Annotated in this window: 21 protein-coding genes; 8 read left to right on the forward strand and 13 right to left on the reverse strand. The window is 64.3% G+C overall.

From position 1 onward, the window contains the following. Positions 1–146 precede the first annotated feature (146 nt). Genes hutU through hutI form a run of 3 tightly spaced genes read right to left on the reverse strand, consistent with a single transcriptional unit; the run spans position 147 to position 4599 of the window. Positions 147–1817 carry a urocanate hydratase gene (gene hutU, locus Q2941_RS36905; RefSeq protein WP_458195557.1) on the reverse strand — a complete coding sequence of 557 codons (1671 nt, stop codon included), beginning with the start codon at positions 1815–1817 and terminating at the stop codon, positions 147–149. Continuing rightward, entirely contained in the window at positions 1814–3388 is a 1575-nt protein-coding gene (hutH, locus tag Q2941_RS36910; protein ID WP_458195558.1) for a histidine ammonia-lyase, read from the reverse strand. The genes hutU and hutH overlap by 4 nt, the downstream gene beginning before the upstream one ends. Further along, positions 3385–4599, reverse strand: a complete 1215-nt coding sequence (hutI, locus tag Q2941_RS36915) for an imidazolonepropionase (RefSeq protein ID WP_458195559.1) — start codon at positions 4597–4599, stop codon at positions 3385–3387. The genes hutH and hutI overlap by 4 nt, the downstream gene beginning before the upstream one ends. 84 nt (positions 4600–4683) lie before the next feature. Between hutI and Q2941_RS36920 the strand changes: the two genes are divergently transcribed. The 6 genes from Q2941_RS36920 (at position 4684) to Q2941_RS36945 (ending at position 10674) form a co-directional block, all read left to right on the forward strand. Next, positions 4684–6042, forward strand: a complete 1359-nt coding sequence (locus tag Q2941_RS36920) for a formimidoylglutamate deiminase (RefSeq protein WP_027525941.1) — start codon at positions 4684–4686, stop codon at positions 6040–6042. Then, on the forward strand, positions 6039–6770 hold the full coding sequence (hutC, locus tag Q2941_RS36925; protein WP_027525942.1) for a histidine utilization repressor: 732 nt from the start codon (positions 6039–6041) through the stop codon (positions 6768–6770). The genes Q2941_RS36920 and hutC overlap by 4 nt, the downstream gene beginning before the upstream one ends. Before the next feature lie 96 nt (positions 6771–6866). Continuing rightward, a complete protein-coding gene (locus Q2941_RS36930) occupies positions 6867–7811 on the forward strand; it encodes an ABC transporter substrate-binding protein (protein WP_458195560.1) in 945 nt (314 codons plus the stop codon). Positions 7812–7893: 82 nt separating this feature from the next. Further along, positions 7894–8667, forward strand: a complete 774-nt coding sequence (locus Q2941_RS36935; RefSeq protein ID WP_027525944.1) for an ABC transporter permease — start codon at positions 7894–7896, stop codon at positions 8665–8667. Then, positions 8664–9449 (forward strand): ABC transporter ATP-binding protein, encoded by a 786-nt coding sequence (locus Q2941_RS36940; RefSeq protein WP_254113068.1) that lies wholly within the window; start codon positions 8664–8666, stop codon positions 9447–9449. Before Q2941_RS36935 ends, Q2941_RS36940 begins: the two co-directional genes overlap by 4 nt. After that, entirely contained in the window at positions 9442–10674 is a 1233-nt protein-coding gene (locus Q2941_RS36945; RefSeq protein WP_458195561.1) for a Zn-dependent hydrolase, read from the forward strand. Before Q2941_RS36940 ends, Q2941_RS36945 begins: the two co-directional genes overlap by 8 nt. Positions 10675–10729: 55 nt before the next feature. Here the strand turns inward: Q2941_RS36945 and Q2941_RS36950 are convergent, their stop codons facing one another. Both Q2941_RS36950 and Q2941_RS36955 read right to left on the reverse strand, forming a co-directional pair. After that, positions 10730–11143, reverse strand: a complete 414-nt coding sequence (locus Q2941_RS36950; RefSeq protein WP_027525947.1) for a TfoX/Sxy family protein — start codon at positions 11141–11143, stop codon at positions 10730–10732. Positions 11144–11177: 34 nt separating this feature from the next. Beyond that, positions 11178–11732 (reverse strand): carboxymuconolactone decarboxylase family protein, encoded by a 555-nt coding sequence (locus Q2941_RS36955; RefSeq protein WP_458195576.1) that lies wholly within the window; start codon positions 11730–11732, stop codon positions 11178–11180. A gap of 61 nt (positions 11733–11793) precedes the next feature. On the opposite strand from Q2941_RS36955, the gene Q2941_RS36960 reads away from it, so the two are divergent. Together Q2941_RS36960 and Q2941_RS36965 are read left to right on the forward strand one after the other, a co-directional pair. After that, positions 11794–12135 carry a LysR family transcriptional regulator gene (locus Q2941_RS36960; RefSeq protein WP_458195562.1) on the forward strand — a complete coding sequence of 114 codons (342 nt, stop codon included), beginning with the start codon at positions 11794–11796 and terminating at the stop codon, positions 12133–12135. A gap of 41 nt (positions 12136–12176) precedes the next feature. Continuing rightward, positions 12177–12743, forward strand: coding sequence for a LysR substrate-binding domain-containing protein (locus tag Q2941_RS36965; protein WP_458195563.1), 567 nt, complete (start codon positions 12177–12179; stop codon positions 12741–12743). On the opposite strand, the gene Q2941_RS36970 is transcribed toward Q2941_RS36965, so the two are convergent. From Q2941_RS36970 to Q2941_RS37005, 8 genes are all read right to left on the reverse strand, one after another. Beyond that, positions 12729–14399, reverse strand: coding sequence for a GMC family oxidoreductase (locus tag Q2941_RS36970; RefSeq protein WP_458195564.1), 1671 nt, complete (start codon positions 14397–14399; stop codon positions 12729–12731). The genes Q2941_RS36965 and Q2941_RS36970 overlap by 15 nt on opposite strands. Then, on the reverse strand, positions 14396–15913 hold the full coding sequence (locus tag Q2941_RS36975; protein ID WP_458195565.1) for a GMC oxidoreductase: 1518 nt from the start codon (positions 15911–15913) through the stop codon (positions 14396–14398). Before Q2941_RS36975 ends, Q2941_RS36970 begins: the two co-directional genes overlap by 4 nt. Before the next feature lie 20 nt (positions 15914–15933). Beyond that, on the reverse strand, positions 15934–17046 hold the full coding sequence (locus Q2941_RS36980; protein WP_027525950.1) for an ABC transporter ATP-binding protein: 1113 nt from the start codon (positions 17044–17046) through the stop codon (positions 15934–15936). A gap of 4 nt (positions 17047–17050) precedes the next feature. Beyond that, complete coding sequence (locus Q2941_RS36985) at positions 17051–17998, reverse strand: carbohydrate ABC transporter permease (protein ID WP_027525951.1); 948 nt, start codon at positions 17996–17998, stop codon at positions 17051–17053. Beyond that, positions 17995–18942, reverse strand: a complete 948-nt coding sequence (locus tag Q2941_RS36990; protein ID WP_458195577.1) for a carbohydrate ABC transporter permease — start codon at positions 18940–18942, stop codon at positions 17995–17997. Before Q2941_RS36990 ends, Q2941_RS36985 begins: the two co-directional genes overlap by 4 nt. A gap of 142 nt (positions 18943–19084) precedes the next feature. Continuing rightward, positions 19085–20350: an ABC transporter substrate-binding protein gene (locus Q2941_RS36995; protein ID WP_027525953.1), complete on the reverse strand. Its 1266-nt coding sequence runs from the start codon at positions 20348–20350 to the stop codon at positions 19085–19087. 151 nt (positions 20351–20501) lie between these two features. Beyond that, a complete protein-coding gene (locus Q2941_RS37000) occupies positions 20502–21275 on the reverse strand; it encodes an enoyl-CoA hydratase/isomerase family protein (RefSeq protein ID WP_027525954.1) in 774 nt (257 codons plus the stop codon). Then, a complete protein-coding gene (locus Q2941_RS37005; RefSeq protein WP_458195566.1) occupies positions 21272–22861 on the reverse strand; it encodes an acyl CoA:acetate/3-ketoacid CoA transferase in 1590 nt (529 codons plus the stop codon). The genes Q2941_RS37000 and Q2941_RS37005 overlap by 4 nt, the downstream gene beginning before the upstream one ends. Position 22862: the final 1 nt, after the last annotated feature.

A 22862-nucleotide genomic window follows, 5' to 3' on the forward strand; every position in this document is an offset into this window, starting at 1 on the left:
AACGGACCTCCGCCTCAGCCAACCATGCCCGCCGTACGTCACGCCATCGTCGATCTCATCCTTCGGCCGCCGTCTCAACGGTGTCCATACTGCCGAAAACAAATCCTTGAAAAACACTGGCGCAAACAGATTCTGCCAAAGTAGTGCTAGCCTGCCAGGCTCGGCAGATCGAGGCCGTTTGCGCGGGCGCAGTCGATCGCTGTCTCGTAGCCTGCATCGGCGTGACGCATGACGCCGCTCGCCGGATCATTCCACAGCACGCGTTCGAGGCGGCGGGCGGCCTCCGCCGTGCCGTCGGCGACGATCACCATGCCGGCGTGCTGTGAATAGCCGATGCCGACGCCGCCGCCGTGATGCAGCGAGACCCAGGTCGCTCCGCTGGCGCAATTCAAGAGCGCATTGAGCAGCGGCCAGTCCGATACCGCGTCCGACCCGTCGCGCATCGCCTCGGTCTCGCGGTTAGGACTTGCCACCGAGCCGCTGTCGAGATGATCGCGGCCGATCACGATCGGCGCCTTCACTTCGCCGCGCGCCACCATCTCGTTGAAGGCAAGGCCAAGCCGATGACGATCGCCGAGGCCGACCCAGCAGATCCGCGCCGGCAGCCCCTGGAACTTGATGCGCGCCTTCGCCATGTCGAGCCAGTTGTGCAGGTGCTTGTCGTGCGGCATCAGCTCCTTCACGCGAGCATCGGTGCGGAAGATATCCTCGGGATCGCCAGACAGCGCCGCCCAGCGGAACGGCCCAACGCCGCGGCAGAACAGCGGGCGGATATAGGCCGGCACGAAGCCCGGGAAATCGAATGCGTTGTTCAGCCCCATGTCCTTCGCCATCTGGCGGATGTTGTTGCCGTAGTCGAGCGTCGGAATGCCCTGCGCGTGGAAATCCAGCATCGCCTTGACGTGGTCGACCATGGAGGATTTTGCCGCGAGCTCGACCGCCTTGGGATCGTCCTTGCGCCTGGCTTCCCACTCCGCAAGCGTCCATCCCTTCGGCAAGTATCCGTTGATCGGATCATGGGCGCTGGTCTGGTCGGTCACGATGTCGGGCTTGACGCCGCGGCGGACGAGCTCGGGGAAGATGTCGGCGGCGTTGCCGAGCAAGCCGACCGAGACCGGCTTCCTGGTCCGCGCTGCCTCCGCCATGATCGCGAGCGCTTCATCCAGCGAGCTCGCCTGACGATCGAGGTAGCCGGTGCGAAGGCGCATCTCGATGCGGCTCGGCTGGCACTCGATGGCAAGCAGCGAAGCACCGGCCATCGTCGCCGCCAGCGGCTGCGCGCCGCCCATGCCGCCGAGGCCCGCCGTTAAAATCCATTTGCCTGCAAGGCTACCGCCGTAATGGCGCCGCCCGACCTCGACGAAGGTCTCGTAGGTCCCCTGCACGATGCCCTGGCTGCCAATATAGATCCACGAGCCTGCCGTCATCTGGCCGAACATCATCAGGCCGGCCTTGTCGAGCGCGTTGAAGTGATCGAGCGTCGCCCAGTGCGGCACGAGATTGGAGTTCGCGATCAGCACCCGCGGCGCATCCGCATGGGTGCGGAAGATGCCGACCGGCTTGCCGGACTGCACGAGCAGCGTCTGATCGCCTTCGAGCTTGCGCAGCGAAGTAACTATCCGGTCAAAACTCTCCCAGTCGCGCGCCGCGCGACCGATCCCGCCATAGACGACGAGCTCGCCGGGCCGCTCGGCGACATCAGGATCGAGATTGTTCATGAGCATGCGGAGCGGCGCTTCCGTCAGCCAGCTCCTGGCACTGATGTCGGAGCCGTGAGGCGCGCGGATCGTGCGTTCATTGTCCAGTCGGCGGTTCATGGGGCGACCTCTGAGGCAAGCGATGGAAACGGATCTTTCGCGAGCGCCGCGCTCGCAATGCGCGGCAGCGCGCCGGCCTCGACCAGCGCCTTGGCTTTGACGAGGTCGTCGGCCATGTAGCGGTCGGGCCCGAGCGCCGGCACCTCCTCGCGCAACGCGGCGATGACGGCCGCAAGCGCAGGGCTGGTCAGGTGTGGCAGGCGCAACGTGATGCCTTGCGCAGCGACCAACAGCTCGATGCCGAGAATGGAGGCGAGATTATCCGCCATATCGGAGAGCCGCCGTGCGGCGTGCGCGGCCATCGACACGTGGTCTTCCTGGTTGGCGCTGGTCGGCGTTGAATCGATCGAGCATGGCGCGGCGCGCTGCTTGTTCTCGGCGTAGAGCGCCGCCGCGGTGACTTCGGCGATCATGAAGCCGGAGTTGAGGCCTGGATCCGGTGTCAGGAATGGCGGCAGGCCGAAATTCAGCGCGGGATCGACCAGCGTTGCGATACGCCGCTCGCTGATCGCGCCGATCTCCGACAGCGCGAGCGCGATTCCGTCGGCGGAAAAGGCAACCGGCTCGGCGTGGAAATTGCCGCCCGATACGATCTCGCCGGTCTCGACCAGCACCAGCGGGTTGTCCGTGACGGAATTGGCCTCGATCATCAACGTGCGCGCGGCCTGCGCCAGCACGTCGAGCGCGGCGCCCGCGACTTGCGGCTGGCAGCGCAGGCAATAGGGATCCTGCACCCGCTCGTCGCCTTCAAGGTGCGACTGGCGAATGTCGCTGCCGTCGAGCAAGGCCATCAGCGTCGCGCCGGCGGCGATCTGTCCGGGATGGCCGCGCAACGCGTGGATCTCGGAGCGAAACGGCACCGTCGAGGCCATCGCCGCATCGACCGACAGAGCGCCCGTCACCAGCGATGCACAGGCCAGCGCATGCGCGCGCAACAGGCCGGAGATCGCATAGGCCGTGGAGAATTGCGTGCCGTTGATGAGTGCGAGGCCTTCCTTGGGACCAAGCGTCAAAGGCGCGAGACCAGCGTGGACCAGGGCCTCGCGGCCCGGCATGATCGTTCCGCCAACCAGCGCCTGCCCCTCGCCGATCATGACCGCGGCCATGTGCGCGAGCGGCGCCAGGTCGCCGGAGGCGCCGACCGACCCCTGCTGCGGCACCAGCGGGCAGATGCCGCGCGCCAGCATCGCTTCGAGCTGCGCGATGACCTCGCGCCGCACCCCTGATGCGCCGCGCCCCAGCGAGATGATCTTCAGCGCCATCATCAAGCGCACCACCGGCTCCGGCGTCGGCGGTCCCACGCCGCAGCAATGCGACACGATCAGATTGTGCTGAAGCGTCGCCGTCTGGTCCGGCGAGATGCGCCTCGAGGCGAGCTTTCCGAACCCGGTGTTGATGCCATAGGCCGGTGCAGGCGCTTGCGCGGCCGCGGCCACGATCGCCGAGGCAGCGTCGACCGCAGGCCAGAACGAGGGATCGAGCACCACGGTCGCGCCCGCAAGCACCTGCGCGAGATCGCCGAGGCTGACGCGGCCGGGTGTGACCACGATCGGTGTCGCCGCGCCGCTCACTGGCCTCTCCAGATACGGCGATACAGCGGATTGAAACCGATCCGGTAGACGAGCTCGGCCGGCCGCTCGACATCCCAGATCGCGAGGTCGCACCATTTGCCGGCCTCCAACGTGCCGGTCTCGGAAAGCATGCCAAGCGCGCGCGCCCCTTCGCGCGTCACGCCGGCAAGGCATTCGACGACCGTCATCCGGAACAGCGTCGCGCCCATGTTCATCGTGAGCAGAAGCGAGGTGAGCGGCGAGCTGCCGGGATTGCAGTCGGTTGCCAATGCGATCCTGACGCCATGCTTGCGGAACAGCTCGAGGGGCGGCTTCTGCGTTTCGCGGATGAAATAGAAGGCGCCGGGCAGCAGCACCGCCACCGTTCCCGCCTGCGCCATCGCTGCGACCCCGGCCTCATCGGTGTGCTCGAGATGATCGGCGGAAAGCGCCGAGAATTTTGCGGCGAGCGCTGCGCCGCCGAGATTGGAGAGTTGGTCGGCGTGCAGCTTCACCGGCAAGCCGAGCGCCCTCGCCGCCGCGAACACGCGCGCCGTCTGCTCGGCCGAAAACGCAATGCCTTCCATGAAGGCATCGACGGCGTCGGCAAACCCGGACTCCGCCACCGCCGGCAGCATCTCGCGGCAGACCAGGTCAATGTAGCGATCCTTGTCGTCGCCGGCTTCAACTGGAAGCGCGTGCGCGCCGAGGAAGCTGGTGCGGATCGCAACCGGCCGGACGCGCGCGAGCGCACGCGCGGCACTGAGTTGCCGCAGCTCGGTGTCCGTATCGAGCCCATAGCCGGACTTGATCTCCAGCGTCGTCACGCCCTCGCCGATCAGCGCGTCGAGCCTCGGCAGCGCACTCGCAACGAGCTCCGCCTCGCTCGCGGCCCGCGTTGCTGCAACCGTCGAGACGATGCCACCGCCGGCGCGCGCGATCTCTTCGTAGCTGGCGCCCTTGAGCCGCAGCTCGAATTCGTGCGCGCGGTTACCGCCGTAAACCAGATGCGTGTGGCAGTCGACGAGACCGGGCGTGATCCACCGCCCCGCGCAATCGATCCACTCCGCCGCATCTGCATTCGCCGGAAAATCGGAGTGTGCGCCTGCAAAGACGATGCGGCCATCGCGCGCCGCGATCACGCCATGCGGGATCTCGCCGAGATCGGGCAGATCATCCCGCATCGTGGCGAGGTGGGCATTGTGCCAGATCCGATCGAAGCGCTCTGCCATGCAGGTAATCCTTCGCTGCCGGACGCTTGACTTATATGTCTAGACATATAATCGTGGCGCGGTTCTGTCCAGCCGGCAGGAAACATGACACGACTGCATTTCGCATCCGCGCTGCTGCCCTCGGGCTGGGCCGACGACGTGCAGGTCGTCGTCACCGACGGCGCCATCGCCGAGGTGACAGCCGGCGTCGCGCCGGCAGCCGGAGCCGAGCGCCATCAACTCGCCATTCCCGGACTAGCGAGCCTGCACAGCCACGCGTTCCAGCGCGGTATGGCCGGGCTCGCCGAGACGCGCGGCAACACGGCCGATACATTCTGGACCTGGCGCGAGACGATGTATCGTTTTGCGCTCACGATGACGCCCGACGACGTCGAGAGCGTCGCCACCTTGCTCTATGTCGAGATGCAGGAGCAGGGTTTTACCCGCGTCGGCGAGTTTCATTATCTGCATCACGATCATGATGGCGCGCCCTACGCCAACCCGGCGGAGATGGCGATGCGCATCGCGCAGGCCGCCGAGACTGCTGGCATCGGTCTCACGTTGCTGCCGAGCTTTTATGCGCACGGCACGTTCGGCGGCGCCGCGCCGCATGCCGGCCAGCGCCGTTTCATCTGCTCGGTCGATCAGTTTGCAAAATTACTTGCTGCTTCGCGCGAGGCCGTCACCAAGCTACCCGGCGCCAATATCGGCATCGCGCCGCACAGCCTGCGCGCCGTGACGCCGGACCAGCTGGCCGCGATCGTTCCGCTTGCCGACGGCGGTCCGATTCATATCCACGCTGCGGAACAAACCAAAGAAGTCGAGGATTGCCTCGCCTGGTCCGGCAGGCGCCCCGTGGAATGGCTGCTCGAACACGCGCCTGTCGATCAGCGCTGGTGCCTGATTCACGCGACCCACACGACGCCGATGGAAGTCGCTTCGCTCGCGAAGACAGGCGCTGTCGCGGGCCTCTGCCCCGTCACCGAAGCAAGCCTCGGCGACGGCATTTTTCCCGCGCGTGAATTCCTCGATGCCGGCGGCCGCTTCGGCATCGGCACCGACTGCAATGTGCTGGTCGGCATTGCGGACGAGTTGCGCCAGCTCGAATATGGTCAGCGGCTCAAGCACCGCGAGCGCAACGTGTTGTCGAACGGGCCCGGTGTCTCGACCGGACGCGCCCTGCTCGACGGCGCATTGGCCGGTGGCGGCCAGGCGCTCGCGCAACCCGTCGTGGGCCTCAAGGCCGGCGCGCGCGCCGACATCGTCACCCTCGACACCACCCATCCCTCGCTCGCCGGCCGCAGTGGCGACGCCGTTCTCGACGGCTGGATCTTTGCGGCGGGCACGAGCGCGATCGATTGCGTCTGGGCCGGCGGCAGGAAGGTCGTCGAGGGCGGGCAACATATGCTTCGCCGCTCAGCGCGGGAACGCTTCAACACGACGGTGCGGAGGCTCATCGCATGAGCCTCGCAACCGACAAGCTCGACGACAAGCCGACGCTGTACAAGCAGATCCGGCGCGATATCGAGACCAGGATCTTGACGGGCGAGTGGCCACCGGGCCATCGCATCCCGTTCGAGCATCAATTGATGGCGTGCTATCGCTGCTCGCGCATGACGGTGAACAAGGCGCTGTCGGAGCTTGCGCAGGCCGACCTGATCGAGCGGCGCCGGCGCGCCGGCTCGTTCGTCCGCCGTCCGCAGCATCTGTCCGCGGTGCTCAAGATCGCCGACATTCGCGCGGAGATTACCGCGCTTGGCCGCAGCTACGGATATCAGCTCGTTCAATGCGCACGCCGCGCCGCAAGTGCCGCGGATCGCGCCCGCCTCGGAGTGCGAAAGGCCGGCAAGGTGATCGCGATCACCTGCCGCCACAGCGCCGACAACGTGCCGTTCGCGCTCGAGGACAGGCTGATCGATCTCGAGGCGGTGCCGGAAGCGGCACACGCCGACTTTGCGGCCGAGCCGCCCGGCTCGTGGCTGCTTCATCATGTCCCGTGGACAGAAGCCGAGCATACGATCAGCGCCGTCGTTGCGGATGATCGCACCGCGGACGCGCTTGGCATCGCCGTCGGCGCGCCCTGCCTGGTGATCGACCGCTACACCTGGCGCAGCGCGCGGACGCTGACCGCGGTGCGGCTGCACTATCCCGGCGAGTCCCACCGTCTCGTCGCCCGCTTCAAGGGAGGTTGAGCGGCGATGTCGCAAGCGGCACAATTCATGCAGCAAGAGACCAATGTGAAGAGATCACTCGGGTTCAATTCATCGATCGGCAAGAGGACAACAAACATGCGTAATACAAAAGCATTCGCAGCCATCATTGCTCTCGCAGCGGCAACGCCGGCGCTCGCCGATGACGTCAAGGTCGGCATTGGCATCTCCGGCTGGACCGGCTTTGCGCCGCTGACGCTCGCCAAGGAGGCTGGCATCTTCAAGAAGAACGGCCTCGACGTCACGATCAAGAAGATCCCGCAGAAGGATCGCCACCTCGCCATCGCCTCCGGCGACGTCCAGTGCGCCGCAACGACGGTCGAGACCTGGATCTCCTGGAACGCCAACGGCGTCGCGACCAAGCAGATCTTCCAGCTCGACAAGAGCTACGGCGCCGACGGCATGGCCGTGCGCAACGATCTCGCGGCGATCAAGGACCTGAAGGGCAAGACGGTCGCGGCTTCCGCGCCGGGCACCTCGCCCTACTTCGCGCTCGCATGGATGCTCAAGAAGAACGGCCTGTCGGTGAAGGACGTCACGGTCGTGAACCTGGAGCCGGCCGCGGCCGCGCAGGCCTTCGTCTCCGGCCAGAACGATGCCGCGATGACCTACGAGCCCTACCTCTCGACGGTGCGCGCCGCGCCCGACAAGGGCAAGATCATCGCCACCACGCTCGACTATCCGATGGTGATGGACACGTTCGGCTGCACGCCGAAATTCCTGAGCGAGAATCCCAAGGCCGCCCAGGCATTGGCCGACAGCTATTTCGAGGCGCTCGACATGATCGCGAAGGATCAGGCCAAGGCCTACGAGATCATGGGCGCCGACGTGAAGCAGACCGGCGAGCAGTTCGGCAACTCGGCAAAGTACCTGCGCTGGCAGGACAAGGCCGCGAACCAGAAGTTCTTCGGCGGCGAGTTCCTGGCGTTCAACAAGGACGCCGCGGACTTGCTGCTCGAGATCGGCATCATCAAGGTGGCGCCGAAGGTCGAGGATCTCTTCGACGCGAGCTTCATCAAGTAGCCGCGGCTAACGCCTGGTCGGTCCGCTTCGCGCGAAGCGGACCGACCCTGGATCTCGTTCTCGTCTGGAAACCTCGCCCGTGATGCGTCCCCTCGATCCCGTGACTGCGAAGCAACGTACAGCTTACGGCCTCGCGTTCTTCGTGCTGTTCGTTGCCTTGTGGTCCTGGGCGACCTTCGGCGGCCATGTATCGAAAACCTTCCTCGCGAACCCGCTGACCATGGTGCAGGAAGGCTTTGAGCTCCTGACCCGGCACGGCTTCCTGTTCGACATCGGGATGACGGTCTGGCGCGTGGTCGGCGGTTTTGCGCTTGCCGCCGTCATTGCCGTGCCGCTCGGCGTGCTGATGGGCGCCTACAAGCCGATCGAAGCTTTCCTTGAGCCCTTCGTGTCCTTCGCGCGATACCTGCCGGCCTCCGCCTTCATTCCGCTCCTCATCCTGTGGGCCGGCATCGGCGAGTTGCAAAAGCTGCTCGTCATCTTCATCGGCTCGGTGTTTCAGGTCATCCTGATGGTGGCCGTGACCGTCGGCGCCACACGGCGCGACCTGGTCGAGGCGGCCTATACGTTAGGGGCCAGCGACCGCGGCATCATTCGCCGCGTGCTGCTGCCCTCCTCCGCCCCCGAGATCGCCGAAATCCTGCGGCTGGTGCTGGGTTGGGCGTGGACCTACGTCATCGTCGCCGAGCTGATCGGTTCATCGTCAGGCATCGGCCACATGATCACCGACAGCCAGGCTCTGCTCAACACCGGGCAGATCATCTTCGGCATCATCGTCATCGGCTTGATCGGCCTCGTCTCCGACTTCCTGTTCAAGGCGTTCAATGCGTGGCTGTTTCCGTGGAAACTCGCATGACCAAGCTCAGGATCGATCAGGTATCGCGAACCTTTCCTGCGCGGGCCGGCCATGCGCCGACCAAGGCGCTCGAGCCGACCAGCCTGGACGTCGGCGACAACGACTTCGTCACCATCCTCGGTCCGTCCGGCTGCGGCAAATCCACCCTGCTCCGCATCGTCGCCGGTCTTGACCGGCCGACCAGCGGCCGCGTCCTGCTCGACGGGCGCGAGGTGGGCGGTCCCGGCGCGGATCGCGGCATGGTGTTTCAGTCCTACACGCTGTTCCCCTGGCTCACCGTGCGCGAGAACATCGCCTTCGGCCTGCGCGAGCGCGGAGTTTCGCAAGCTGAGTGCGGCAAGATCGCGGACGCCTTCATCCGCCAGGTGGGACTGTCCGGCTTTGAAAACCACTGGCCGAAGCAATTGTCCGGCGGCATGCAGCAGCGCACCGCGATCGCGCGCGCGCTCGCCAATGATCCAAAGATCCTGCTGCTCGACGAGCCCTTCGGCGCGCTCGATAACCAGACCCGCGCCTTGATGCAGGAGATGCTGCTCGGGATCTGGGAGCGCGATCAGAAGACGGTGCTGTTCGTGACCCACGACATCGAGGAAGCGATCTTTCTCGGCAGCCGCGTCATCGTCATGAGCGCACGGCCCGGCCGCATCAAGGCCGAGATTGCCGTCGACCTGCCGCATCCGCGCTCCTACAAGATCAAGACCACGCCAGAGTTCGTCCGTCTCAAGGAGCGCCTCGTCGAGGAGATCCGCACCGAGGCGTTGAAGGTGGCTGAACATGTCTGACAATCGTTCTGTCGCCAACGGCGAGCGCGTGCTCGCCGATCTCAATGCGCTCCGCGCCATCGGCGCCTACAAGACCGGCGTGCACAAGCCTACGTTTTCAAAGCCGCACAGGCAGTCGCTTGAATGGCTGGTCGAAACACTTCCCGAGGCGGGCCTCACCGGCGCGATCGACGGTATCGGCAACATCCTCGGCACGAGCACACGGGCGGGACCGAAACTGCTGGCCGGATCGCATCTCGAAAGCCAGAACTATGCCGGCTGGCTCGATGGTCCGCTTGGGGTGGTCTATGCGCTGGAGGCCGCGCGCGTCATCAATTCCGATCCGTCGCTGCGCGGCGCCGTCGAAGTCGCGGCTTGGTGCGACGAGGAAGGGCATTTCGGTCACTTCCTGGGCTCGCGGTCCTATGTCGGCGGCGTGAGCGAAGCCGACATCGACGCAGCGCGCGACCGCACCACCGGGCAGAGCATGCGCGAGGCGTTATCCGATGCGGGCCTTGCCGGCCGCCCTCGCATCGCGGCTGAACCGGGACGTCACATCGGATATCTGGAGGCCCATATCGAGCAAGGCGATGCGCTCGAAACGAGCGGCCTTGCGATCGGCGTGGTCACCTCGATCGTGGGCATCTGGCAGTACCGCATCAATTTCGTCGGCGAGCAGAACCACGCGGGCACGACCCGTATGGCTTCGCGCAAGGACGCGGGCCTGGCGCTGGCCAAATTCTGCGTGGCGATCGACGCACGGTTTCCCGCCGTGGCCGGGCCGCGCACGGTCTGGACGACGGGCCGCATCACGCTCGATCCGGGCGCACCGAGCATCATTCCCGGCGGCGCCGAGATGCTGTTCCAGATCCGCGACGACGATCCGGCCGTGATCGCCCGGCTGGAGGGCCTCCTGCAAACGATGATCGATGAGGCCAACGCGCACGGCCCCTGTCAAGTCACCCTGGAGCGGCTACGCACCGGCGTGCCCGCCAAAATGCATCCGCCCTTCCAGGCGGCCATTGAAGCTGCGAGCAAGGCCTTTGCGAACGGACGCTCCGTCCGCATGCCCAGCGGCGCCGGCCACGACGCCCAGGTTCTCGCAACCATCATGCCTGCGGCGATGCTGTTCGTGCCCTCGATCGGCGGCATCAGCCATCACTGGACCGAGAACACGGCTGACGCTGATATCGTCACCGGCGCCCAAGTGTTCGTGGACGCCTGCCGGCGCATTCTCGCGGGATGAGCGTGGCACCGCTTTTCGGTTAGATGATTTGCCTGAAGGCGAATTTTGCGACAATCTACGATCTTACGCTGCGCCTCTTCTGCTTTCCCGGCTCCCGAGGGGAGCGATGGCGCCTTCGCACCGTCCGTTCTCTTTTTGCAGCGACCCGCCGCGCCGCCGCCACCGCCAGTCGCGCCCACGTGAGAAGCTCGTCGGGTTCGTCGAACAACCGTTCCGGCGCGCGCCAAAAGGAGAGATCGATGGTTTCGCCTCTCTTCTCGTAGTTGAGAGGTGGAAAGGTTTCGGCTTCCTTGAAGGTCGCCCGGTTATGCTCATCCACCCGAAAGTAGAGCGTGTTGTCTCTCACCATGCCGAGCATGAACCCGTCGCAGAACACACCCGTCTTTCCGAACATGCGGCGCATTGTGATGCGTCCGAGAGATGCGAGCTGCTCGCGCAGAAACTCCGTAAAGCTTTCGCTGGCAACCATGCTCGATCTCACGCAGTCCAGCTAGAGGCCTCAATCATCGCGTCCAGAACCCTTGCGAGGGAATACGGAACGCGTGATTGAAGCGCGAGGACGCGTTTTGCCACGCGATGATCATCGTAAGCTCTGCAATGGTGTCGTCGTCGTAGTGCCGTTGGAGGCGCGAGAACAGCTCGTCGTCAACGTCGCGGCGCGTCTCCGTAATCGCATCGGCGTACTCGAGCGCCACCCTCTCCGCTTCGCTGAAAAGCGGGCTCCTCGCGTAGTCGTTGAGAGCGTCGATCTTGTCTGTCGAGACACCCAGCCTGCTGGCTTTTGCCGCATGAGCGTCCTGACAGTACTCGCAGCCGTTCGACCAGGCGACGCGTCGGTTCACCAGCGCTCGAAGCGTATCGGGCACGCGCGCTGCTTCTTCCTGAAGGGCCGCCCACATCTTCTTGGCGGCGCGGAGGTAAGGCGGGTGGCGCGCGTAGAAGAGATAGGGATAGAGCGGTGCGCCCCAAAGCTTGCGTTGCTCCTCGAGCGTTTCGCGCAGGTCGTCCGGACAGGTCTCAACGTCGACCGGCGGAATGCGTGTTTTTCCGTCCTGCATGGTCACCTCCTTTGCGCGGTCTGCCCCGCCATACCTTGAGGCAAAATCGGCTCAATCGTCATTGATCGCAAACGATAAATCGGCTTTAATATGTGATGATTTCTCACAAATTGGCCGTGACCATGCCGCGCCCCTTCCGCCCCTCAATGCGCTGCCGAGTTTTGAGGCCGCGGCGCGCCACCTGAGTTTTTCCAGAGCGGCCGACGAGTTGCGCGTTACCCACGGGGCCGTGAGTCGAGCAGTCCGCAATCTCGAGGATTATCTTGGCGTGCAACTGATGATACGGGCGACCCGCTCGGTGCGGCTCACCCCAATTGGCGCATCCTATGCAGCCGAAATTCGCGCGCCCTGGAGCACCTCGCGTCGGCGACCTCGGCCGCCGCCGGAAAATCCTCTGGAATAGTCAGCGTCAGCACTATCGACTCATTCGCTGCCAGATGGCTCATGCCCAGGATGTTTCGTTTCCGGCAGATCCACGGCGATATCGACGTGCGAGTGGCGACGTCGGAACGGCTCGCTGATTTTGTCACCGACGGAATCGACATCGCCATTCGCTGTGGCGGCGGCCAATATCCGGGTCTGACAACCGAACTGTTGATGAAGGAAGATCATTTTCCGGTCTGCAGCCCGAAACTGCTCAAAGGCCGGTGTCCGTTGCGCAGCCCGGCCGACCTCGCTCGTCACACACTCCTCCATGACGTCTTCACCGTCGACTGGGCCATCTGGCTGCATAGTGGCGGAATCGACAATGTCGATCCGCATCGAGGCCCGAGGTTTCTGTCGTCCGACCACGCGATCCAAGCCGCAATTCGGGGCGAGGGAGTCGTGCTTGGCCGCAGCGCCCTGGTCGGGGATGACCTTGCAGCAGGCCGGTTGGTGCGGCCGTTCGACCTGAGTCTGCCGGCAGGCTTCGCCTACTACGTCGTCTGTCCGCCGCGTGCCTTGCAACGGCCCAACGTGAAGGCGTTCCGCGACTGGCTCATAGCTGAGGCACGCTCAAACAAGCCCTGAATGGGCGGCCGCGATCAAGGTCGTCTCATCTTCTGTGTTCGCCAAGTGTGGTGCAGAGGGCGCCGTCTTCCCGAGAATCAGATCTGCCGCTTTTTCCGCGATCATGATGGTCGGCGCGTTCGTGTTGGATGAGGTGATGCGCGGCATCACGGAAGCGTCGCAAATCCGCAGGCCATCGAGTCCACGAAGTCTCAGCGACGGATCGACCACCGCTAGCTGGTCGACACCCATCCGGCAGGTACCCACGGGATGGTGGTCGGTTTTGCAGGACCTGAATGCGTAGTCGGCGAGAGCATCTTCGCTCGTTGCCGCGATGCCAGGCATTCGCTCGACCATGACAAACGGCTCGAGCGCGGGTTGCCGGAGAATCTCGCGGGCCATCTTCAGCCCCTCGATTGCTGCCGAGCGATCACGCGCATCGGACCAGTAGTTCGGATCAATCATAGGCATCGCGGAAGGATCGCCGCTTGCGAGCCGCACGGTGCCACGCGAGGTGGGCCGCAGGAATGCCGAATTGAGCGTGACGCCTGCATGCTTGAGCTTCTCCACGCCCGCCTCGATTCCTGAGCCGAGCCCGAGATGGAATTGCACGTCCGGCCATTCCAGCGCTCTTGCCGCCGGGTCGGCGTACCAGAAGCCCCCGGTCTCAAACAGGGTGGACGCGACCGGTCCACGCTTGAACAGCAGATATTCCAGCCCCGCCCAGATCGTGCGGTGCAGCTTCGCATAGCTGTCGTAGGTAAAGTCGCCCTTGCACTCCGCAATCGCATAGAGGTCGAGATGGTCCTGAAGATTCTCGCCCACACCAGGCAAATCGTGGATCGGCCTGACACCGACTGAATTCAGATGATCGGCCGGACCGATCCCCGATAGCAGCAGAAGACGAGGCGATCCGATGGCGCCGGACGCAAGGATGATCTCCCGCCCGGCCCGAACGATCTCCCGCTCCCCTCCGCGCACCGACTCGATTCCGACAGCACGCCCGTTCTCGACCACGATCCGCGTGCTGTAGGCGCCGGTCAGGACGGTGAGGTTCGGTCGGCCGCGGATCGGCTTCAGATAGGCGGTGGCGGTCGAGCAGCGCCGCGCATCCCGCACCGTCACCTGATAGTGCCCAACGCCCTCCTGCCGCGCACCGTTGAAATCGGGATTGTAGGGCATTCCGTATTCCTGCCCGGCTCGCAGAAAAGCTTCGCTGATCGGCAAAGGGTTGACGGGCACCGAGACGCCCAGCGGACCACCGCGCGCATGGTAGGCGTCGACGAAGCGCTGGTTGTCTTCGGCGCGCTTGAAGTAAGGCAAGACATCCGCGTAGCCCCAACCTGTCGCACCATCCGCCGCCCAGCCATCATAGTCGCGGACATTTCCACGGGTGTAGACCTGCGCGTTGATGCTGGAGCCACCCCCGAGCACCTTCGCCTGGGTATAGCGCAGCACCCGACCGCTCAGGTGGCGCTGGGGCACCGTCGAGTATCCCCAGGAGGCGATGCCCTTGGTCATCTTGGCAAAACCCGCCGGCATGCTGAACAGCGGGTTGTTGTCGCTGCCGCCGGCCTCGAGCAGGAGCACCCTGATCGACGCATCGACGCTCAGGCGGCTCGCGAGCACGCAGCCGGCGGAGCCGGCGCCGACGATGATGTAATCGTAAGCCGTCATCTCATGTCCCCATGAGTTCGAAGATCGGTCCTCGCGACATGATCCGCGACGCGCAACGCCTGGGCGGCGATCGTCAGTGACGGGTTCACCGCCGCCGACGTCGGCAGGAACGACGCATCGACAACGAACAGATTGAGGTGATCAAAGGCGCGGCAGAACGGATCGAGCGGTGATGTCGCGGGATCGAGGCCGATGCGCACCGTCCCGCACTGATGCGAGGGCGTGCGTCGGTCGAACGCCTTTGACAGCACGATCGGATAGCCCGCAGCACGCAGCCGTTCCTTCAATGCCGCCACAAGCGCCAGATGGGTCGTCCAGTTCGAACGCTGCCAATCGAGCCGGATGTTCGCACCATCGACCGTCACACGGCTCTCGGCGCTCGGCAGATCCTCGCTCATCGCGTACCAGTCGACGGCATGCCGGCTCATCAGCCCAAGCGCCAATTCCGGTGCGAGCGGCATGCTGGCCTTCAGAATCGGGGCGGTGACACGCCCAAGCAACTGGACGTTGCCGAGCGGCGGTCCGCCGTGCCCATCATCGAGATAGAAATCGTTGATGCCGATCGTCTTCTGGTAGATCGAGTCGTTGACGACACGCGGGTCGATCGCCAGCACGGCCGAGGAATTGTGGTTCATGAAATAGCGGCCAACCGCATCGGAACGGTTCGCAATGCCAGCCTGTGACGAGCGCAGCAGCAGCGCGGCCGAATTGACGGCGCCCGCCGCGAGCACGACGATCCCGGCACAGATCATCCTCCGCTCACCGGCCTGGATGACCTCGACGCCGGCGATGCGTTTGCCGTCCGGCTCGGCGACAAGCCGCTCGACCTGTGCATCTTCACGCAGTTCGACATTGTCGTGAGCGAGCGCACACGCAAGCCCGCAGGACTCGGCATCCATCTTGCCGTGCCCGGCGTCCGGGAATGCATCCCAGGGCGTCCTGGCGCGCTTGAGCCATGTCTCGATGTCGATGCCGAGGGGCAGTGAAAACGGGTTGAGCCCGGTCTTCTTGAGCCGCTGTCGTACCGCGGCGATCGCCGGCTCATCCGGCACCGGGCCGAACGGATAAGGCGCGGAGTGAAAAGGCTCCGAGGAATCGTCGCCGAGCGCGCCGCGCACGTTGTAGAGCTGCTCCGCGCGGGTATACCACGGCTCCAGTTCGCCATAGCTGAACGGCCAGCCCGGCGTCGTTCCGTCGCGGTGCGCGACAGGCGCGAAGTCCTCCGCGCGGTAGCGGATCAGCACCGCCCCGTAAAGCTTAGTATTGCCGCCGACATAGTAGTAATTGCCGGGGTTGAAGGCCTTCCCTGCCCCATCGAGCCAGGACTCCTGCGGCCGGAACACCCCGCGCTGAAAGATCGCCCTCGCATCCCGCGCAGCCTCACAGTCGCGCAAACGCTGGCCGCGCTCGAGGATCACGATCCTTGCGCCTGTAGGCGCCAGGCCCGCGGCAAAGGTCGCACCGCCCATGCCCGATCCGATGACGAGGACATCGGCTGTCTCCGTGATCTTCATGCAGCTCTCGCAGCGCTCGATCAGATGCGGCGCGTGGTCGCTGGGTCGAACAGCACCGCCTTGTCGAGATTGAACGCGAAGGTGTGCGGTTGTCCGAGCCGGACGTCAGCATCGGCGCGCATGCGGGCGGTCACCTCCTTGCCCGCGACCCGGATGACGACATAGGTGTCCGATCCAGCGGGCTCGATGATCTCCACGCTCGCATCGAACCGGATAACCGATCTGGCGTTGCGGTCCATGCTCTCGTCATCGTTCACGGCCTCGGGACGAATGCCGAAGATCACCTTGGCACCGTCCTTCAACCCGGCAGGATCGGCACTCGCCGGCACTGGCAACATGATCGATGACCCATCCTTGCGCGCGAGCGCGATCCGCTGCTGGCCATCTGCCTGCACGACCGTGCCCTCGAGCAGGTTCATCGCCGGCGATCCCATGAAGTCCGCGACGAACATGTTGGCGGGACGATTATAGATCTCGCTCGGACTTCCCACCTGCTGCAGTTCGCCATTCTTCAGTACGGCGATCTTCGTCGCCAGCGTCATGGCCTCGATCTGATCGTGCGTGACATAAACGATCGTCGTGCCGGTCGTCTGGTGCAGACGCTTGATCTCGACCCGCATGTCGACACGCAGCTTGGCATCGAGGTTCGACAACGGCTCGTCGAACAGAAAGACACTGGGTCGTCTGACGAGCGCCCGTCCCATGGCGACCCGCTGTCTTTGTCCGCCGGAGAGCTGGCTCGGCCGGCGCGACAAGAGATGTTCGATCTGCAAGGTCTTTGCGACCGAAGCGACCGCCTGGTCGCGCTCCGCTCTCGGAACACCGCGCATCTCCATGCCGAACCCGATGTTCTCGGCAACCGACATGTTCGGGTAGAGCGCATAAGACTGGAACACCATTGCGATGTCCCGCTTCGACGGGTGCAGGTCATTGACGACAGCGCCGCCGATGCGGATCTCGCCCGAAGAGATCCCCTCCAGGCCCGCAATGGTGTTGAGCAGGGTCGACTTGCCGCAGCCGGACGGACCGACCAGCACCAGAAAGCCGCCCTTCTCGAGCGTGATATCGATCCCCTTCAGAACCTCGATCGTCCCGAAGCGCTTGCGAAGCGAGTTGATCTCGAGCGTGGCCATCTCATCATCCCTTTACGGCGCCAGCCATCAGGCCGCGGACAAAATATCGACCGGCAATGACATAGACGAGCAGCGTCGGCGCGGCGGCAATGATCGCGGCCGCCATGTTGACGTTGTATTCGACCACACCCGTCGAGGTGTTGACGAGATTGTTGAGCGCGACCGTCATCGGCGCGGTATCGCCGGCCGCAAAGGTCGAACCGAACAGGAAATCGTTCCAGATATTCGTGAACTGATAGATCACGGTGACGATGATGATCGGCGTGGAGTTCGGCAGCAGTATGCGGCGGAAGATCTGGAAGAAGCTCGCACCGTCGATCATGGCGGCCTTGATGAGCTCGGACGGAAACGCCGCGTAATAGTTGCGGAAAAACAGGGTCGTGAATCCCAGTCCATAGATGACGTGCACGATCACCAGATTGACCGTCGCGTTGCCGAGACCGAACGACCAGCCGGTCAAGTCAGCGAGGTTGACTCCGATGCGGCCGAGCATACCGAGGATCACGGCCATCGGAATGATGACCGACTGGAAAGGGATGAAGCAGGCAAACAGCATCATCCCGAACACGAGCTTGTGGCCGGGAAAGCTCCACTTGGTCAGGACGTAGCCGTTCAATGCACCGAGCAAAGTCGAGATCAGCACTGCCGGAACGACCATCTTCACCGAGTTGAAGAAATAGCCGCTGATCCCGCGCGTCTCCGACACGCCGATGCGCGCCTCGCCCCACGCCATGGACCATGGCGCGAATGTCAGGTGCCGCGGGAGAGCAAACATGTTGCCGCCGGTGACCTCATCCAGCGGCTTGAGCGACGTCATCACCATGACCAGGAGCGGCACGAGATAGACGAGCGCGAACAGAAACAACAGGCCATAGATGACGATCCGTGTCGTCCGAGAGTGGCCCGGACCGCGGCGCGACGGCGTTGACGTGACCAGGTCGGCGGCGCTCATCGGTTCTGCTCCCTGGTTTCGGAGTAGATGTAGGGAACCATGATCGCCGCGATCGTCATCAGCATGATCACTGCGCTGGCCGATCCAACCGCCATCTGGTTGCGGGTGAACGTATAGGAGTACATGAACGTCGACGGCAGCTCCGCCGCCCCGCCAGGGTTCTTGCCGGTCACCGACAGCACGAGGTCATAGGACTTGATCGCCATGTGGGCCAGCACGATCAGCGCCGAGAAGAAGACCGGGCGTATGATCGGAATGACGATGCGGCGGTAGGTCTGGTAGGTCGAGGCGCCGTCGATCTGTGCCGCCTTGAGGATTTCGCCGTCGACACCGCGAAGCCCGGCGAGAAACATCGCCATGACGAAGCCCGAACTCTGCCAGATGCCGGCGATCGCGACGCAATAGATCATCATCTGCGGATCGACGACCCAATCGAAATGGAAGCTGGTCCATCCCCACTCGTGCAAGGCGTTTTCGAGCCCGATGCGCGGATCGAGAAACAGCTTCCAGGCTGTGCCCGTCACGATGAATGACAGCGCCAACGGATAGAGATAGATCGGCCGCAAAATGCCTTCGCCGCGAATCTTCTGATCAAGCAGGATCGCCAGCAGCAAGCCGAGGAAAAGGCAGAAGAAGATGTAGAGGCCGCCGAACAGCCCCATGTTGACGAGCGCGGTGTACCAGTTCGACGGCGGATCGGTCTCGAAGGTCCAGTTCCACAGCCTCACGTAGTTGGTAAAGCCGACGAGGTTTGTGGTCGGAAACGCCTTCGAACTCGTGAACGACAGAAACAGGGTCCAGAGATTGAAGCCGTAGACGAAGACCAGCACGAGCAGGAATGACGGCGCCAGCACAAGCCGTGGCAGCCAGTCCTGTAACCACCCGCGTAAAGACGGGCCGAGCTTCCGCCGGGCCATTGCGGTTGCCGCCTCGCGTTCGGTCATCGCGGTCATGATGATCCTCCGAAAGCCACGCTCCGTCGCCGCGACGAGCCCTGGAGGGCGAGGCAGGCGTAGCAATGACTTCGATTTCGATAGCCTCTCCCGTTTACAGAGCAGCGCAAACGGGAGAGGAGCCGTCGAGCCACTACTTGGCGGCGTTGATTGCCTTCACCAGCTCTGTCACAGCGATATCCGACGTCTTGATCCCGCCGTGCATGAACTTCGTCACGACATCGTAGTACGCCGTGGCGATGGCCGGCGGCTGAGCGTAGTTCTGGGCGAGCGAGCCGAAGAACGTTCCCTTTGCGTTGGCCGTCTTGACGTCGGCGATGCCCTTTTTGCCGCAGATGTCGAAGGCAGCGTCGGAAACGTCCGTTCTCGCCGGGACGGAGCCCTTGATGACGTTGAACGCCGACTGGACGTCGGGGTTCATCGTCACCTGCGCGAGTGCAAGCTGCGCCGCCTGGCGATCCGCCGGCACCTTGAAGAAGGCGAACATGTCGGAGTTGTAGAACACTGACCCGTCCGTGCCCGGGAAGCGGTAGCAAAGGTAGTCCTTCCCAGCCTCTTTGTGCGCTGCCGCGAACTCGCCCTTGGCCCAGTCGCCCATCACCTGCACGAGCGCGTCACCCTTGATCACCATGGCGGTCGCGAGATTCCAATCGCGTCCGGTGTAGTTTGGGTCGACATAGTCACGCAGCTTGGCGAGGTTGTCGAACGCCTTCTTCATCGTGTCGGACTTGAGCGCGCCCTCGTCGAGGTCCACGAAAGCTTTCTTGTAGAACTCGGTGCCGCCGGTCGAGGCGACGATCGAATCGAACATCGTCGCTTCCTGCCAGGGCTGACCGCCGAGCGCGAGCGGAATAACGCCGCCCTTCTTTGCCTTGTCGAGCAGCGCGACAAACTCGTCGAAGTTCTTCGGCTCCGTACCGCCGATCTTCTCCATCACGGCCTTATTTAGCCAGATCCAGTTGACGGAATGAATGTTGATCGGAACGGCCCCCCACTTGCCGTTGGTCTTGGCAAACTTCTGCAGTGCGACGGGTACGACCTTGTCCCAGCCGTCCTTGTCCGCAAGCGACGAAATGTCGGCGAGCGAGCCCTGTTCGGCGTACTCGAGCGCGTAGTAGCCGAGGATCTGCGATGCCGTCGGCGGATTACCCGCGGCGACATTGGCCTTCAGCGTGGTCATTGCCGCGCCACCACCGCCGCCGGCGACCGGCACGTCCTTCCAGGCATATCCCTGCTTGGCGACGGCCTGCTTGATGACGTCGAGCGCAGCCGCTTCGCCACCCGACGTCCACCAATGCAGCATCTGCACTTCCTTGATGTCCGCCGCGTGCCCCAGCGTCCCATAGCTGATGGTGACGGCAGTCAAAGCCGTCGAGATCAGAAATGCGCGGAACTTCATGCGCGTGTCCCTTCCCTTTTTTGGTCGTTTCCTGCCGGAAGCGGTCCGGCACCGTTTCGAGAGGCCTGTTCGGCTCTTGAATTTCATTATCGTTGTCGTCCGCGGTTGCCGCCGGACCCACTCGAAGCGGCCCGCCTTCAAGGCTCCTTTCCTAGTGTCCAACAAAACGAGGGGCGCGCTTGCCTTTGAAGGCAGCAACACCCTCGGCGAGATCATCGGTCGTAGCGGTGAGCGCGCCGGCAAGCCCTTCGATGGGGGCGTCACTGTCCTCCCCTTCGGCCGCATTGATCATGGCCTTGACGATCTGCACGGCGAGCGGACCGCGCGCGGCAACGTCGGACGCCAGGCTTTCGGCGCGGGTCAGTGCCTGGCCGCCGTCGGTTACCTCGTCGACGAGCCCGAGCTCGCAGCCTTCTTCGGCAGTGAACAGCCGGCCCGTGAGCGCCATGCGGCGCACCACGGAGGCGCCGAAGCGGCGAACCAGGCGCTGCGTTCCCGACCAGCCCGGCGCCATGCCCAATCCCGTCTCCGGAAGTCCGAGCTTGATGCCGCGCTCGGCGATGCGCACGTCCGCCACCGCGGCGAGCTCCAGTCCGCCGCCGAATGCGTGGCCGGTGAGCGCCGCAATGAGCGGCACGCGCAGGCGCGCCAGCGCCTCGAACGCGCGATGGCCCGCACGCGTCCAATCGCGCCACATGTCGAGCGCCGGCAAGCCGCCCCAGGCCGCAATATCGCCGCCGGCGCAAAATGCCTTGCCTTCGCCGAACAGGATCGCCACGCGGGTCTCGCGCGAGGCCTCGATGGCCCGCGCCGCCTCACCGAGCGCCTCGACCATGTCGCGATCGAGCGCATTGAGCTTGTCGGGGCGCTTGAGGCCGAGACGGGCGATCGATCCCTGGAAGGTCAATTCGACAAACGGGCTCAAGCTGCCCTCCGCAATTCGAGGCCAATCGGTTCGGAGCGGAACAGCACGGCCGGCATCAACTTGAGATTGCCCGCCACTCGCAATGGGAATTCGGATTGTGCAAGCACGTCGCGCTGCAAGTCAACACCGGGCGCGATCTCGACGACGGTGACGCCCTCGGGCTCGAGCCTCAGGACGCAGCGTTCGGTGACGTAGACGATCTCCTGCCCCTGCGCGACCGCCCGCCTTCCCGAGAAGGACACCTGCTCGACCTCGTTGACGAGTTTCCTGACCTTGCCTTCCCTGGCAATCCGCAATGAGCCGTCGGCGATCTCGAGGCCTGCGCCCGCGGTGAAGTAACCGGAGAACACGATGCGCTTGGCTCGCGCCGTGATGTCGACAAAGCCGCCAGCCCCGGCCGTCACATGGGGACGGAGGCCGAGCTTCGAAACGTTGACCGAGCCCGAGCGGTCGATCTGCAGAAACGAGAGCAGCGACATGTCGAAGCCACCGCCCTGGAAATAGGTGAATTGATGCGGCGACTGAACGATGGCCTCGGCATTGGCGGCGCAGCCGAACTGGAAATCGAGCAGCGGAACGCCGCCGATGGCGCCCTGCTCGATCACCCAGGTGACCGCACCGTGCCGGCCTTCCTCGATCAGAATACGCGGGACGTTGGCCGAAATGCCGAATCCGATGTTGACGGCGTCGCCGTCGCGAAGCTCCATCGCGACGCGACGCGCGATGGCTTTGCCGACGTCGAATTTTGGCGTCTCGAACGAGGCGATTGGTCGAAAGATCTCACCGGAAATCGCGGGCTCATACGGTGTGTTCGTGGTCTGGAGCTGGTCCGGGGCCACGACGATCGCGTCGACGAGCACGCCGGGCACGACGACGTCATGAGGACGCAAGGTGCCGGCAGCCGCGAGGCGCTTGACCTGCGCGATCACGAGGCCGCCATTGTTGCGCACGCTCAGCGCCTGATCGAGCGGCCCGAGAATGCCGCCCTCGTGCTCATAGGAGAGGTTGCCGCGCTCGTCCGCGGTGGTAGCGCGAATAATCGCGACCTGCGGAACGATGCTCGGGAAGAACAGCCAGTCCTCGCCGGCGAAGTTCACGCGACTGACGATCGGCTCGGCAGCAGCCTTGCCGTTCATCGCACAGCCTTCACGCATCGGGTCGACGAAGGTGTCCATGCCGACCTTGGTCAGCACACCCGGGCGCTTCGCGGCGGCTTCACGATGCATGTCGAACAGGATTCCCGACGGCACATTGTAGGCGGGAATGGTGTCCCCCGAGATCATCTCCCAGATCGCAGGGGGAGCGGCGGAAGAAGGGCCGGATGGATAAGAGCCGGCCAGGACCTTCCTGAGGCATCCAGGCTTTGCGATGTGATCGATGCCCTTGACACCCCACATGTCGCCGGCAGCGATCGGATGCAGCGTCGTCAGGTTGCGCGGGTGGCCTTCCGCATCAAATCTTGCGCCGATGGCGGCGAGCACGACATCCGGGCAGCCCAGCCCGGACGACGAAGAGACCGTCACGACGGCGCCGTCGGGTATCAGATGGGCCGCCTCCGAAGCACTCAAGACCTTCGTTCGTGCCATA

The sequence above is a fragment of the Bradyrhizobium sp. UFLA05-153 genome (genome assembly GCF_054185185.1).

Excerpts from the sequence above, each read along its gene's own strand:
- hutU (WP_458195557.1), bottom strand. The coding sequence starts at position 1,817 with ATGAACCGCCGACTGGACAATGAACGCACGATCCGCGCGCCTCACGGC.
- hutI (WP_458195559.1), bottom strand. The coding sequence starts at position 4,599 with ATGGCAGAGCGCTTCGATCGGATCTGGCACAATGCCCACCTCGCCACG.
- Q2941_RS36920 (WP_027525941.1), top strand. The coding sequence starts at position 4,684 with ATGACACGACTGCATTTCGCATCCGCGCTGCTGCCCTCGGGCTGGGCC.
- hutC (WP_027525942.1), top strand. The coding sequence starts at position 6,039 with ATGAGCCTCGCAACCGACAAGCTCGACGACAAGCCGACGCTGTACAAG.
- Q2941_RS36930 (WP_458195560.1), top strand. The coding sequence starts at position 6,867 with ATGCGTAATACAAAAGCATTCGCAGCCATCATTGCTCTCGCAGCGGCA.
- Q2941_RS36935 (WP_027525944.1), top strand. The coding sequence starts at position 7,894 with ATGCGTCCCCTCGATCCCGTGACTGCGAAGCAACGTACAGCTTACGGC.
- Q2941_RS36940 (WP_254113068.1), top strand. The coding sequence starts at position 8,664 with ATGACCAAGCTCAGGATCGATCAGGTATCGCGAACCTTTCCTGCGCGG.
- Q2941_RS36945 (WP_458195561.1), top strand. The coding sequence starts at position 9,442 with ATGTCTGACAATCGTTCTGTCGCCAACGGCGAGCGCGTGCTCGCCGAT.
- Q2941_RS36950 (WP_027525947.1), bottom strand. The coding sequence starts at position 11,143 with ATGGTTGCCAGCGAAAGCTTTACGGAGTTTCTGCGCGAGCAGCTCGCA.
- Q2941_RS36955 (WP_458195576.1), bottom strand. The coding sequence starts at position 11,732 with ATGCAGGACGGAAAAACACGCATTCCGCCGGTCGACGTTGAGACCTGT.
- Q2941_RS36965 (WP_458195563.1), top strand. The coding sequence starts at position 12,177 with ATGCCCAGGATGTTTCGTTTCCGGCAGATCCACGGCGATATCGACGTG.
- Q2941_RS36970 (WP_458195564.1), bottom strand. The coding sequence starts at position 14,399 with ATGACGGCTTACGATTACATCATCGTCGGCGCCGGCTCCGCCGGCTGC.
- Q2941_RS36975 (WP_458195565.1), bottom strand. The coding sequence starts at position 15,913 with ATGAAGATCACGGAGACAGCCGATGTCCTCGTCATCGGATCGGGCATG.
- Q2941_RS36980 (WP_027525950.1), bottom strand. The coding sequence starts at position 17,046 with ATGGCCACGCTCGAGATCAACTCGCTTCGCAAGCGCTTCGGGACGATC.
- Q2941_RS36985 (WP_027525951.1), bottom strand. The coding sequence starts at position 17,998 with ATGAGCGCCGCCGACCTGGTCACGTCAACGCCGTCGCGCCGCGGTCCG.
- Q2941_RS36990 (WP_458195577.1), bottom strand. The coding sequence starts at position 18,942 with ATGACCGAACGCGAGGCGGCAACCGCAATGGCCCGGCGGAAGCTCGGC.
- Q2941_RS36995 (WP_027525953.1), bottom strand. The coding sequence starts at position 20,350 with ATGAAGTTCCGCGCATTTCTGATCTCGACGGCTTTGACTGCCGTCACC.
- Q2941_RS37005 (WP_458195566.1), bottom strand. The coding sequence starts at position 22,861 with ATGGCACGAACGAAGGTCTTGAGTGCTTCGGAGGCGGCCCATCTGATA.